The sequence below is a fragment of the Halomonas sp. 3H genome, assembly GCF_024206005.1.
GTDB classification, from domain to species: Bacteria; Pseudomonadota; Gammaproteobacteria; order Pseudomonadales; family Halomonadaceae; genus Halomonas; species Halomonas campaniensis.
The window spans coordinates 729,866-742,210 of sequence record NZ_CP100360.1 but is presented as its reverse complement, the minus strand read 5'-3'; the positions used below and the strand labels follow the sequence as shown (position 1 = coordinate 742,210).

General features: G+C 68.9%; 11 protein-coding genes. 8 read left to right on the top strand and 3 right to left on the bottom strand.

From position 1 onward, the window contains the following. Positions 1–4: 4 nt before the first annotated feature. Both NFC98_RS03575 and NFC98_RS03570 read right to left on the bottom strand, forming a co-directional pair. Positions 5–436 carry a Na+/H+ antiporter subunit B gene (locus NFC98_RS03575; RefSeq protein ID WP_254276780.1) on the bottom strand — a complete coding sequence of 144 codons (432 nt, stop codon included), beginning with the start codon at positions 434–436 and terminating at the stop codon, positions 5–7. Continuing rightward, positions 429–2,759: a putative monovalent cation/H+ antiporter subunit A gene (locus tag NFC98_RS03570; RefSeq protein WP_254276779.1), complete on the bottom strand. Its 2,331-nt coding sequence runs from the start codon at positions 2,757–2,759 to the stop codon at positions 429–431. Before NFC98_RS03570 ends, NFC98_RS03575 begins: the two co-directional genes overlap by 8 nt. Positions 2,760–3,154: 395 nt before the next feature. Between NFC98_RS03570 and NFC98_RS03565 the strand changes: the two genes are divergently transcribed. From NFC98_RS03565 to NFC98_RS03540, 6 genes are read left to right on the top strand one after another with little or no spacing between them, the layout of a single operon-like run. Further along, entirely contained in the window at positions 3,155–5,965 is a 2,811-nt protein-coding gene (locus tag NFC98_RS03565) for a monovalent cation/H+ antiporter subunit A (protein WP_254276778.1), read from the top strand. Continuing rightward, a complete protein-coding gene (locus tag NFC98_RS03560) occupies positions 5,965–6,306 on the top strand; it encodes a Na+/H+ antiporter subunit C (protein WP_254276777.1) in 342 nt (113 codons plus the stop codon). The genes NFC98_RS03565 and NFC98_RS03560 overlap by 1 nt, the downstream gene beginning before the upstream one ends. Further along, positions 6,303–7,844 carry a monovalent cation/H+ antiporter subunit D gene (locus NFC98_RS03555; protein ID WP_254276776.1) on the top strand — a complete coding sequence of 514 codons (1,542 nt, stop codon included), beginning with the start codon at positions 6,303–6,305 and terminating at the stop codon, positions 7,842–7,844. The genes NFC98_RS03560 and NFC98_RS03555 overlap by 4 nt, the downstream gene beginning before the upstream one ends. Continuing rightward, positions 7,841–8,338 carry a Na+/H+ antiporter subunit E gene (locus NFC98_RS03550; RefSeq protein WP_254276775.1) on the top strand — a complete coding sequence of 166 codons (498 nt, stop codon included), beginning with the start codon at positions 7,841–7,843 and terminating at the stop codon, positions 8,336–8,338. The genes NFC98_RS03555 and NFC98_RS03550 overlap by 4 nt, the downstream gene beginning before the upstream one ends. Then, a complete protein-coding gene (locus tag NFC98_RS03545) occupies positions 8,332–8,601 on the top strand; it encodes a K+/H+ antiporter subunit F (protein WP_183330310.1) in 270 nt (89 codons plus the stop codon). Before NFC98_RS03550 ends, NFC98_RS03545 begins: the two co-directional genes overlap by 7 nt. Positions 8,602–8,611: 10 nt before the next feature. After that, the gene (locus NFC98_RS03540; protein WP_254276774.1) at positions 8,612–9,037 is read left to right on the top strand and encodes a Na+/H+ antiporter subunit G; all 426 of its coding nucleotides are present in this window, start codon (positions 8,612–8,614) and stop codon (positions 9,035–9,037) included. Positions 9,038–9,082: 45 nt separating this feature from the next. On the opposite strand, the gene hemH is transcribed toward NFC98_RS03540, so the two are convergent. Continuing rightward, on the bottom strand, positions 9,083–10,183 hold the full coding sequence (gene hemH, locus NFC98_RS03535) for a ferrochelatase (RefSeq protein WP_254276773.1): 1,101 nt from the start codon (positions 10,181–10,183) through the stop codon (positions 9,083–9,085). A 122-nt stretch (positions 10,184–10,305) separates the two neighbouring features. Between hemH and NFC98_RS03530 the strand changes: the two genes are divergently transcribed. Both NFC98_RS03530 and NFC98_RS03525 read left to right on the top strand, forming a co-directional pair. Beyond that, a complete protein-coding gene (locus NFC98_RS03530) occupies positions 10,306–11,919 on the top strand; it encodes a cryptochrome/photolyase family protein (RefSeq protein WP_254276772.1) in 1,614 nt (537 codons plus the stop codon). Further along, a complete protein-coding gene (locus tag NFC98_RS03525; protein WP_254276771.1) occupies positions 11,916–12,311 on the top strand; it encodes a thiol-disulfide oxidoreductase DCC family protein in 396 nt (131 codons plus the stop codon). Before NFC98_RS03530 ends, NFC98_RS03525 begins: the two co-directional genes overlap by 4 nt. The last annotated feature ends 34 nt before the right edge of the window (positions 12,312–12,345 follow it).

Below are 12,345 nucleotides of genomic sequence, written 5' to 3'. Positions count from 1 at the left end.
GGTCTCAGGGCTCATCCTTGTCCACCTCCATCAGCGTCATCACCATGGTCACCACCGAGCCCAGCACGGCCAGGTAGACCCCGATGTCGAAGATCAGCGGCGTCGAGGCCTTGAAGTCGATGCCCGGAATGGTCCACCACTGCGCGGTCAGGAAGGGCTCACCGACGAACCAGGCGGGCACCACCGAGATCATGCCGAGCAGCAGCCCCATGCCGATCAGGTCCCGCGGGTCGACCATGCGCAGCACCTCCTTGGTGGCGCTGACTCCGAAGGCGAAGAGGTAGAGGGTGAAGGCCCCCGCCGCCACCAGGCCGGCGATGAAGCCGCCGCCGGGCTCGTCGTGGCCACGCAGCAGCAGGAAGATCGAGAACAGCAGCTGCAGCGGCATCAGCAGCCGCGCCGCGGTATTGAGGATGATGGTGCCGGATTTAACCATCGGTGGTCTCCTTGGCCGGTGCGGGCTTCTTCGGCTTCTCCGGGGCGCGCAGCTTGAGCATGGCGAAGACCCCGATGGCGGCCAGGGCCAGTACGAAGATCTCGCCCAGGGTATCCAGCGAGCGGTAGTCGACCAGGATCACGTTGACGATGTTGCGGCCGTGGGCCAGCGGCGCACTGTTGTCGATCATGTAGCCGGAGATCGGGGCAAACTGGTCGATGCTCCAGGAGGTGAGGATCAGCAGGGTGATCAGCCCGCCCATGCTGCCGGCCACGGCCACGTCACGCACGCGCTCCAGCGGGGTCGAGAGGCTGGAGAACCTGGGCAGCCGGAACAGCACCAGCACCAGCAGGATCACCGTCAACGTCTCCACCAGCAGCTGGGTGATGCCGAGGTCGGGGGCGCTGAACAGGATGAAGGTCAGGGCGATGGAGAAGCCCATGATGCCCACCGACACCACCGCTCCCAGCCGCGAGCGGGCGATCGTCGCGAACAGCGCCCCCATCACCATCATCCCCACCACGATCGCCTCGTGGAACTGCACGTCCAGCTGGAAGGCGAACTGGGGGGCGTGGCGCAGCAGCAGCGAGTTGCCTACCAGGGCGATCAGGGTCACGACCATCACCAGGATGTAGTTGCGCATGTAGCCGTTCTGCAGCACCCGGGTCTGCCACTCGGAGACCACCACCACGCCATCCATGAAGGCGTCGTAGCCCGCCTCCGGCCCCCGGGCGATGAGCGGATCGAGGCGTGCGAGGCGCGCGCGCACCCGGTCCCAGCGCCTGAACAGCAGGTAGCCCAGCGCCAGGCTCACCAGCGACATCAGAAGCGGCAGGTTGATGCCGTGCCACAGCGACAGCTTGACCGCCACCGGCGCACCGGCCACGGCGCTGGCCGCCGCCGCGAGCAGCCCGCTGCCCGCCAGCACCGGCACCAGGCCCAGCAGCAGCGAGAGCAGCGCCAGCACGCCGGGGCCCAGCAGCATGGAGGCCGGCGCCTCGTGGGCCACCCGCGGGGTCTGGCGACGCTGCCCGAAGAAGGGGCGCAGGGCCACGATGGCCGCCACGGCGATGGTCAGGATCGCGGCGGCGAAGGCCAGCAGCACGACCAGCCAGCGGTAGTGACTGGCCTGGAGCACCGACTCGAACATCAGCTCCTTGCCGATGAAGCCGAACAGCGGTGGCACCCCGGCCAGCGACAGCGCGGCGATCATCGCCACCCCGGCGGTCACCGGCATCAGCACCCGCAGCCCCCCCATGGCGGTGACGTCCTTGGTGCCGGTCTCGTGGTCGAGGATGCCGGCCACCATGAACAGGGCGCCCTTGTAGAGCGAGTGCGCCAGCAGGAAGGTAACGAAGGCGATCAGCGCCCCCTCGGTGCCGATGCCCAGCAGCATGGTCAGGGTGCCCAGCGCCATCACCGTGGAGTAGGCCAGCAGCTTCTTGATGTTGGTGTGGCGGATCGCCAGGAAGGCGCCGGTGAACATGGTCAGCGCCCCCACCACCGACAGCGTCACCGTCCACATCTCGGTCCCGCCCAGGCTCGGCTGCAGGCGGGCCAGCAGATAGATGCCCGCCTTGACCATGGTCGCCGAATGCAGGTAGGCCGAAACCGGAGTGGGCGCGGCCATGGCATTGGGCAGCCAGAAGTGGAAGGGGAACTGAGCCGACTTGGTGAAGGCCCCGAGCAGCAGGCAGATCAGCAGCGGCGTGTAGAGGTCGTGCTCGCGCAGGACGTCGTCCATGGCGTTGAGCTCGGCGAGCGACCAGCTGCCACCGGCGATGCCCAGCATCACCAGGCCGGCCATCAGCGCCAGCCCCCCCGCCACGGTGACGAAGAGCCCCTGCCGGGCCGACTTGCGCGCCTCCAGGTCGGCATGGTTGAAGCCGATCAGCAGGTAGGAGGTGATGCTGGTCAGCTCCCAGAAGACGAACAGGGTGATCAGGCCATCGGCCAGCACCAGGCCCAGCATCGACACCATGAAGGCGAGGATCGCCACGTGGAAGCGCACCAGGTCCGGGTGGCCCTTGAGGTAGCCGCCAGCATAGATCAGCACAAAGGTACCGATCACCGTGACCAGCAGGGCAAAGAGCAGCGACAGGCCGTCGACCACGAAGGTCAGGCTCATGCCCAGCGACGGCACCCAGTCGAGCACCAGGGTGATCACCTCGCCGCCCATCACGGCGGGAAGCTGGCCGAAGAACCACAGCGCCAGCAGCGCCGGGTAGGCGGCCAGCACGAAACTGGCCCGATCGCCGAACCAGCGATGGAAGAGGGGCGCGGAGGCGGCCAGCGCGAACCCCGACAGCACGGCGAGTTGCATCACACGAAGCTCTCCTGGTCTGGATCGTCCACGAGGGGACTGAGGACGTCTCGGCGGGAACTGACCTGGGTCAGCATTCGCCTAATGGATGACGCAGCGCAACACCCGACGGCCTTTTTATCGATAGTGAAAGCCTATAGACTCACGCCGGCGAGTGGCAAGAAAGGGCGTTACCACACCTTAAACGAAAGGCGGCATCTTATCATTAGTGAATGATTATCCTGCCGTTTCCGGGGCGACCCCTTGTCGCACTCCAGCGCCTCGACGAGGCTCCCTCCGTCGAGGAACGACGAGCCAGGCGGTGACGTGGCTGCCTGGGCCACAGCGCACCCTGCTCCCCCGGTGCCCGGCCTGGCCAATTGCGCTTCCCCGCCATTGCGTGGACGAGCTGACCAATGGCACTGCTGTGGATACCCCTCCTCACCCTCCTCGGCGCCCTGGTGCCGGTATTCACCACCCGCCACGGCCGCCGCGCCTGCACCCTCGCCACCCTCGTCGCTCCCCTGCTCGCCCTCGGCCTGGTGCTGGCCCAGGCACCGGCCGTGCTCGACGGCGAGGTGATCACCTTCACCCTGCCCTGGATGCCGCTGCTGGGCCTTGACCTGGCACTGCGCATCGACGGCCTGACCCTGCTGTTCGCGCTGCTGATCCTCGGCATCGGCAGCCTGATCCTCTACTACGCGGGCCACTATCTGGCCGCCGACGAGGACGACGGCCGGTTCCTCGCCTACATGATGCTGTTCATGACCGCCATGATCGGTATCGCCATGGCCGACAACCTGCTGCTGCTGTGGCTGTTCTGGGAGCTGACCAGCATCACCTCCTTTCTGCTGATCGGCTTCTGGGGCCATCGCAGCGATGCCCGACGCGGCGCCCGCATGGCGCTGGTGGTGACAGGTGCCGGGGGCCTGGCGCTGCTCGCCGGCCTGCTGCTGATCGGCGAGGCGGTGGGCAGCTTCGCCATGGGGGAGGTGCTGGCGGCGGGTGACGCCATCCGCGCCTCCTCCCACTATCCGCTGATCCTCGCCCTGGTGCTGTTCGGCGCCTTCACCAAGTCGGCCCAGTTTCCCTTCCACTTCTGGCTGCCCCATGCCATGGCCGCCCCCACCCCGGTATCGGCCTTCCTCCACTCGGCCACCATGGTCAAGGCCGGCGTCTTCCTGATGGCGCGGCTCACCCCGGCGCTCGGCGACAGCCAGCTGTGGGCGATATCGCTCTCCCTGGTGGGACTGGCGACCATGCTCTATGCCGCCTGGTTCGCCCTGCTGGAGCGCGACCTCAAGGGGATCCTGGCCTTCTCCACGGTGAGCCACCTGGGGCTGATCACCCTGCTGCTGGGGCTGGGCAGCCCACTGGCCATCGTCGCCGCGGTGTTCCATATCCTCAACCACGCCACCTTCAAGGCGGCGCTGTTCATGAGCGTGGGCATCATCGACCACGAGACCGGCACCCGCGACATCGACCGCCTGGGGGCCCTGTGGTCGATGATGCCGCTCACCGGCACCATGGTGATCCTGGCGGGCTCGGCCATGGCCGGCTTCCCGCCCTTCAACGGCTTCCTCTCCAAGGAGATGCTCTTCGAGCAGAGCCTGGTCAACAACGTGCTGGGGGCGCTGAGCGCGCTGATCCCGCTGCTGGTGATGCTGGCCGCCACCCTCTCGGTGGCCTACTCGCTGCGGCTGATCTGGAGCCTGTTCTTCGCCGCGCCCAAGCTGACGCGGGAGCAGAAGGCCCAGCCGCCCCTCAAGGCCCATGACCCGGCCCGCGGCATGCTGGCGCCCGGCCTCTTCCTGGCGGCCATGAGCCTGGCGGTGGGCCTCTTCCCCATGACCCTGGCCGCCCCGCTGGTCAATGCCGCCAGCCTCGCCGTGCAGGGCGACACCACGCCGCTGCTCGCCCTCTCCCTGTGGCACGGCCTCAATCTGCCGCTGGCGATGAGCCTGGTCGCGGTGATCGCCGGGGCGCTGGTGCTGCGCCAGCAGCGGCGCCTGGCCGACATCGCCGCCCTCTTCCCCGCCCGGGATGCCAGCCGGGTCTTCGAGGCGGCGCTGCTGCGGGTGATCAAGGCGGCCCTGTGGCTGACCATGCGCCTGGAGAACGGCTCGCTGCAGCGCTACCAGGCCCTGCTGGTGCTCACCGCCCTGGGCATGGTGGGCGTCGGGCTGGCCAACCTCGAGACACTCACCGGCGAGCGCGGCCTGCAGCCGCTGGACGGCATGCTGGTGCTGGGCGCCGCCCTGATGACCTTCGGCGCCATCGGCAGTGCACTGAGCCATCGCTGGCGGCTGGTCTCGCTGCTGATGCTCTCGGTGGTGGGGCTCACCGTCTCGCTCACCTTCGTGCGCTTCTCCGCTCCCGACCTGGCGCTGACCCAGCTGTCGGTGGAGGTGGTCACCATGATCCTGCTGATCCTGGCGCTGTTCTTCCTGCCCCAGCGCCCGCCGCTGCTGGTGTCGCGCCGGCGCATCCTCCGCGACCTGGTGCTGGCGACCGCCCTGGGGGGCGTGGTGGCGATGCTCAACTATGCGCTGCTGACCCGCGAGACGATCTCGATCGCCGACTACTTCCTGCGCGAGAGCGTCCCGGGGGGCGGCGGCACCAACGTGGTCAATGTCATCCTGGTGGACTTCCGCGGCTTCGATACCCTGGGCGAGATCACCGTGCTGACCCTGGCGGGCCTTGCCACCTTCAAGCTGCTCAACCGCATGAAGCTGTTCATGCCGGCAGGCAACCTCGAGGGGATCCGCTGGTCGCGCCACCGCTATCCGATGATCCTCGCCGTGGTGGCGCAGATCCTGCTGCCGCTCGCGCTGCTGGTGTCGGTCTACATCTTCCTGCGCGGCCACAACCAGCCCGGCGGCGGCTTCATCGCCGGCCTGATCACCGCCGTGGCGCTGATCCTGCAGTACATGGCCCGCGGCCACGACTGGACCCGCGAACGGCTGCCGCTCTCCTACCCGGTGGTGGCCGTGTCCGGCCTGGCCATCGCCGTGGCCACCGGCCTGGCCAGCTGGCTATTCGGCTACCCCTTCCTGACCTCCGCCTTCGGCCACTTCCACCTGCCGCTGATCGGCGAGTTCGAGCTGGCCTCGGCGATGCTCTTCGACCTCGGCGTCTACCTGGCCGTGGTCGGCGCCACCCTGATGATCCTGATCAACCTGGGCCGTGTCACCACCCTGCACCGTCCCCGCCTGGAGGAACGCTGATGGAAGCCCTGTTCTCACTGGTCGTCGGCGTGCTGACCGCCAGCGGCATCTACCTGCTGCTGCGCGGCCGCACCTTCCCGGTGATCGTCGGCCTGGCGCTGCTCTCCTATGCGGTGAACCTCTTCCTGTTCTCCACCGGCGGCCTCAACACCCACGCCGCGGCGGTGATCGGCGATTCGATCACCCCGGCCGACCCGCTGCCCCAGGCGCTGGTGCTGACCGCCATCGTGATCGGCTTCGCCATGACCGCCTTCGTGGTGATCCTGGCCATCCGCGCCCGCAGCGAGCTGGGCAGCGACCACGTGGACGGCCAGCAGGGCGAGGCGGGAGACTCCCGATGAGCCAGCACCTGGTGATCCTCCCGATCCTCATCCCCCTGATCGGTGCGCTCGTCCTGCTGCTGCCCACCCGGGCCGGCGACCCCGCCCAGCGACGCCTCAGCGTCGGGCTCTGCGTCGCCCAGCTGCTGGTCGGGGGCTGGCTGTTCGCCCAGGCGGCCGGGGGCGAACTGATCTTCTATGCCCTGGGCAACTGGCAGGCCCCCTTCGGCATCGTGCTGATGCTCGACCGGCTCTCCGCCCTGATGCTGCTGCTCACCGCCGTGCTGGCGCTGGGCTGCGTGATGTTCGCCTGCGCCGGCGACGACGCCCGGGGCAGCCACTTCCACGGGCTCTTCCAGCTCCAGCTGGTGGGGCTCAACGGCGCCTTCCTCACCGGCGACCTGTTCAACCTCTTCGTGTTCTTCGAGATCCTGCTGCTGGCCTCCTATGCGCTGCTGATGCACGGTGGCGGCAAGGAGCGGGTGGGCGCCGGCCTGCACTACGTGATCCTCAACCTGGCCGGTTCGGCGCTCTTCCTGGTGGCACTGGGCGTGCTCTACGGCGCCACCGGGACCCTCAACATGGCCGACATGGCCCGGCGCCTCGCCGCCATGACCGGCGATCAGACCGCCCTGGTCACCGCCGGCGCGCTGCTGCTGGTGGTGGTCTTCAGCCTCAAGGCCGCGCTGCTGCCCCTCTACTTCTGGCTGCCGCGCACCTACTCGGCCGCGCCGGCCCCGGTGGCGGCCCTGTTCGCCATCATGACCAAGGTAGGGCTCTACGCCATCCTGCGCGTGCAGTCGCTGATCTTCGTCGACACCCCCGCGGCAGAGGCGATCACCACCTGGCTCTGGTGGTCGGGCCTCGCCACCATCGCCCTGGCCGGCATCGGCGTGCTGGCCGCCCGCGACCTCCGACCGCTGATCGCCTACCTGGTGCTGGTCTCGGTGGGTACCCTGCTGGCCGGCAAGTCGCTGGGCTCCACCGAGGCGGTGACCGCGCTGCTCTACTACCTGCCCCATACCACCCTGGTGTGCGGCGCCCTCTACCTGATCGCCGAGCTGATCGGCCAGCAGCGCGGCAAGGCCGGCACCCGCCTGGTGCGCGCCCGCCGCCTCCACCAGCGCCAGCTGCTGGGCGGGCTCTTCCTGGTCTCGGCAGTGGCGGTGGCGGGCTTGCCACCGCTGGCAGGCGCCCTGGGCAAGCTGCTGATGATGCAGGCGGCGGAGGGCGTCGCGCGGCTGTGGTTCTGGCCGCTGCTGCTGCTGGCGGGGCTGTGCGCTCTGATCGCCCTCTCCCGGGCCGGGTCGGTGTTCTTCTGGGCCAGCTACAAGGGCGAGGTCGCGGCCGGCCGGGTCAGCCGGGCCCAGCTGGCCGGGGTACTCTGGCTGCTGGCCACCGCCCCGCTGCTGGTGGGGTTCTCCGGCCCCCTGAGCAGCTACACCCTGGCGACGGCCGAACAGCTGGCCGACCCCGCCACCAAGATCACCCGGCTGTTCGGCGAGGAGGCCATGCCGGCGACCTCCCTGACGCCAAACCGCGAGGAGCCCATTCCATGAAGCCGCTGGGCCGATTCCTGCCGACTCCCACCCTGTCGCTGGTGCTGCTGGTGGTCTGGCTGCTGATGGCACGCAGCGTCGCGCCCGGCCAGCTGCTGCTCGGGGCCCTGCTCGCCGTGGGCATCCCGCTGCTCACCCGCCGCTTCTGGGACCCGCTGCCCCCGGTCAGGCACCCGATCAAGCTGGCCTGGTTCGTGCTGGTGGTGCTCTACGACATCGTCAAGGCCAACCTACAGGTCAGCCTGCTGATCCTGACCCCCCGGCGCGAGCCCCACCCCGGTTTCGTGGAGTATCCCCTCGAGGTCAAGGAGCCGCTGACCATCACCCTGCTGGCCAACACCATCACCATGACGCCGGGCACCGTCTCCACCAACATCCGCCTGGACCACTCCTCGCTGCTGATCCACGTGCTGGACATGCGCGAGGAGCAGGCCCTGGTGCAGGAGATTCGCGAGCGCTACGAACGCCCGCTCAAGGAGATCTTCGAATGCTAGATACCGCCCTGATGATCAGCCTGGCGCTGATCGTGCTGGCGCTGGCCATGAACGTCTATCGCCTGGCGATCGGGCCGGACATCCCCGACCGGCTGCTGGCCTTGGACACCATGTACGTCAACTCCATCGCGCTGATCGTGCTGCTGGGCCTGTGGCTCAACACCAAGACCTACTTCGAGGCGGCGATCCTGATCGCCATGCTTGGCTTCGTCAGCACCATGGCCATCTGCCGCTACCTGCTGCGCGGCGACATCATCGAGTGAGGAGCCCGACATGACGTTCTACGTGATCGCCGAGGGCGTGATCGCCTTCCTGCTGGTGGCCGGCGGCATCTTCGCCTTCACCGGCTCGCTGGGCATGCTGCAGTTCAAGGACTTCTTCATGCGCCTTCACGGGCCCACCAAGGGCACCACCCTGGGCATCGGCTGCGTGCTGATCGCCTCGATGCTCTACTTCACGATCACCCAGCGGGAGCTCCACGTCCAGGAGCTGCTGATCACCCTGTTCCTGTTCATCACCGCCCCGGTGACAGGCCACATGCTGGCCAAGACCGGCCTGCACATGCACCTGCGCTTCCTCACCAGCACCCGCGGCTCGGTGCCGGAGTTCCGCGACGAGGACGTGGGCCAGAGCCGGGTAGCACGCCCCGCCAAGGCGCGCCACCCCTGGCGTTCGCGGCAGCGCAGGCGACGGCAGTGACGGCCGCCACGACGCGAGGGCCCCGCATTGCGGGGCCCTCATCCGTCAGGGGCGCGGCGTGACCCAGCCGCCCAGCTCGTTCTCGATGATCGCCAGCAGCGCGGCGATGTGGTCGTCGCGGTCGTTGAGGCAGGGAATGTAGGTGAAGGTCTCGCCGCCGGCCGCGAGGAAGGCGTCGCGGATCTCCTCCTCGATCTCCTCCAGGGTCTCGACACAGTCGGAGGAGAAGGCCGGCGAGACCACCGCGATATGCTTCCTGCCCTGGCGGGCCAGCTCGGCCACGTGCTCCACGGTCTGGGGCCCCACCCACTCCTCGGGGCCGAACTGGGACTGGAAGGCCGTCTGGATGGCCTCCCCCTCCCAGCCCAGCGCCTCGCGCAGCAGCCGCGTGGTCTTCTGGCACTGGCAGTGGTAGGGGTCGCCCTCCATCAGGTAGCGCTTGGGCACGCCGTGGTAGGAGGCCACCAGGACCTCCGGCGGCGTCTCGGCGGCGGCATAGCCCTCGCGGACCGAACTGGCCAGGGCCTCGATGTAGCGGGGGTGCTCGAAGTAGGCCGGCACCGTGCGGAAGGCGGGCTGCCACTTGAGGGTCATCAGGGTGCGGAAGGCCTGGTCGTTGGCAGTCGCGGTGGTCGGCGAGGCGTACTGGGGGTAGAGCGGGAAGAACAGGATCCGCTCGCAGCCCGCCGCCTGCATGCGCCGGAGCACGCTGTCGGTGGAGGGGTTGCCGTAGCGCATGCAGAAGTCGACCATCACCTGATCGCCGAACATCGCCGCGAGCCCCTCGGCCACCTTGCGGGTCTGCTCGCGGGTGGTGGTCAGCAGCGGGCTCTCGTCCTTCTCGGTATTCCAGATGCTCCGGTAGGCCTCGCCGGACTTGAAGGGGCGACGCGACAGGATGATCAGCTGCAGCAGCGGCTGCCACTTCCAGCTGGCGTAGTCGACCACCCGCTTGTCGGAGAGGAACTCGCTCAGGTAGCGACGCATCGACCAGTAGTCGGTGGCATCCGGCGTGCCCAGGTTGGCCAGCAGCACGCCCACCTTCGCCCTGGCCACCGGGGGGTGGTCGGACGGGGCATGGGCCAGGCGTCCGCTGCCGGGGCGGTCCATGTCGGAGTTGGCCGAGTCCGTGGTCGCGGTGGTCATGGGAGGGCTCCTTGGTCGATACGTGCCGGGGGTGATGAGACGGAGACTAGTGTATCAGGCCCTCGCCGCGGCGGGGATGAAGTTGTACTATCAGGAGAATTTGTACAGCCTGAGATCAACCCATGTCCCGCCCCCTGGTGCTGATCCTCGGCGACCAGCTCAGCCACGACCTGGCCAGCCTCGCCGCCCTGCCCGACGGCAGCGTGGTTGCCCTCTGCGAGGTGGCCTCCGAGGGTCGCTACGTGCCCCACCACCCCCAGAAGATCGCCATGATGCTGTCGGCCATGCGCCACTTCGCCGAGGAGCTGCGGGAACAGGGCCTGCGCGTCCACTACAGCGCCCTGGACGACCCCGACAATACCCAGGCGCTGATCCCGGAGGCCGAGCGGCTGGGGACCCTGTACGGCTGCGACGAGATCCGCGTGGTGCGCCCCGGCGAGTGGCGCCTCTGGCAGGCGATGCGCGAACGCGAGACGGCCCCCCTCCCCTGGCGGCTGATCGAGGACGACCGCTTCTATACCACCCCGGACGACTTCGCCGCCTGGGCCTCCGGCCGCAAGTCGCTGCGCCTGGAGCACTTCTATCGCGAGCAGCGCCGGCGCAGCGGCCTACTGATGGAGGGCGACTCTCCCGCCGGCGGCCAGTGGAACTACGATCACGACAACCGCGAGCCGCTGCCCGCGTCGCCGAACTTCCCCGAGCCGCCCCACCATGGCCGGGACGGCACCACCGAGGCGGTGCTGGCCCTGGTCGAGGAGCACTTCGGCGACCACTTCGGCCGCCTCGACGCCTTCGACTGGCCGGTGACCCGCCGACAGGCGCGGGTCGACCTGCACCACTTCCTGCGCCACGGCCTGCCCGACTTCGGCCGCTACCAGGACGCCATCAGCGACGACGCCCCCTTCCTGTTCCACTCCCGGCTCTCGGCGGCGCTGAACCTCGGGCTGCTCTCGCCGCGGGAGGTGTGCGAGGCCGTCGAACGCGAGTACCTCGAGGGCCGCGCGCCCCTCAATTCGGCGGAGGGGTTCATCCGCCAGGTGCTGGGCTGGCGGGAGTATGTGCGCGGGCTCTACTGGACCCGCATGCCCGACTACAAGCGCGGCAATGCCCTGAAGGCCACCCGCGGGTTGCCGGCCTGCTACTGGACGGGCGACACCGAGCTGCGCTGCCTGGGACGCGCCATCGAGATGACCCGCGACCATGCCTACGCCCACCATATCCAGCGGCTGATGGTCACCGGCAACTTCGCCCTGCTCTGTGGCGTGGCGCCTGAGGCGCTCTGCGACTGGTACCTGGCGGTCTACGTGGACGCCTGCGAGTGGGTGGAGCTGCCCAATACCTTGGGGATGGTGCTGCATGCCGACGGCGGCCTGATGGGCTCCAAGCCCTACTGCGCCTCGGGCAAGTACATCGACCGCATGTCGGACCACTGCCGCCACTGCCGCTTCGACCCGAAGCGAGTGACCGGCGAGGATGCCTGTCCGCTCAACAGCCTCTACTGGCACTTCCTCGAGCGCCATTCCGACGCCCTGTCGGGCAATCCGCGCATGAAGCTGATCTACGGCTCGCTCTCGCGGATGGGCGACGAGAAGCGGCGGGCGATGCGGGAGCAGGCCGAGGCCTTCCTGGCCGGGCTGGAGAGCGCCCCGGCCTGGCACGATGACGGCCAGGGGCAGCGCGGCATCCATCGGGCCGGCTATTCGCCTGCCCCTCAGCCCCGCAAGGAGAGAACATGAGCCGACGCGACACCCTGGACGCCCACGCTCCGGTGACCCTCTACCACGATGGCCACTGCCCGCTCTGCCAGCGGGAGGTGGCCTGGCTGACGCGCCACCCGCGACGAGAGCGGGTGGCGCTGGTGGACATCCAGGCACCCGGCTTCGATGCCGAAGCGCTCGGAAAGACCTTCGAGGGGATGATGGGCCGGCTGCACCTGAGCGACGCCGAGGGGCGCTGGTTCATCGGCATGGACGCCAGCCGCGCGCTCTATGCCGTGCTCGGCTACCGTCGGCTGGTGTGGCTGAGCACGCTGCCGGGGCTGGCAGGCCTGATGGATGCGGGGTATCGATGGTTCGCCCGCCGCCGGGTGCGCCTGGGGCGCTGGCTGGAGAGGCGGCGGAAGTCGTGAGCGGCGGGGATGGCGCCGCCCTGCAGGGGCCGAG

What these genes read in the sequence shown, in the direction of transcription:
- NFC98_RS03575 (WP_254276780.1), bottom strand. Translation starts at nt 436, where the DNA reads ATGGTTAAATCCGGCACCATCATCCTCAATACCGCGGCGCGGCTGCTG.
- NFC98_RS03570 (WP_254276779.1), bottom strand. Translation starts at nt 2,759, where the DNA reads ATGCAACTCGCCGTGCTGTCGGGGTTCGCGCTGGCCGCCTCCGCGCCC.
- NFC98_RS03565 (WP_254276778.1), top strand. Translation starts at nt 3,155, where the DNA reads ATGGCACTGCTGTGGATACCCCTCCTCACCCTCCTCGGCGCCCTGGTG.
- NFC98_RS03560 (WP_254276777.1), top strand. Translation starts at nt 5,965, where the DNA reads ATGGAAGCCCTGTTCTCACTGGTCGTCGGCGTGCTGACCGCCAGCGGC.
- NFC98_RS03555 (WP_254276776.1), top strand. Translation starts at nt 6,303, where the DNA reads ATGAGCCAGCACCTGGTGATCCTCCCGATCCTCATCCCCCTGATCGGT.
- NFC98_RS03550 (WP_254276775.1), top strand. Translation starts at nt 7,841, where the DNA reads ATGAAGCCGCTGGGCCGATTCCTGCCGACTCCCACCCTGTCGCTGGTG.
- NFC98_RS03545 (WP_183330310.1), top strand. Translation starts at nt 8,332, where the DNA reads ATGCTAGATACCGCCCTGATGATCAGCCTGGCGCTGATCGTGCTGGCG.
- NFC98_RS03540 (WP_254276774.1), top strand. Translation starts at nt 8,612, where the DNA reads ATGACGTTCTACGTGATCGCCGAGGGCGTGATCGCCTTCCTGCTGGTG.
- hemH (WP_254276773.1), bottom strand. Translation starts at nt 10,183, where the DNA reads ATGACCACCGCGACCACGGACTCGGCCAACTCCGACATGGACCGCCCC.
- NFC98_RS03530 (WP_254276772.1), top strand. Translation starts at nt 10,306, where the DNA reads ATGTCCCGCCCCCTGGTGCTGATCCTCGGCGACCAGCTCAGCCACGAC.
- NFC98_RS03525 (WP_254276771.1), top strand. Translation starts at nt 11,916, where the DNA reads ATGAGCCGACGCGACACCCTGGACGCCCACGCTCCGGTGACCCTCTAC.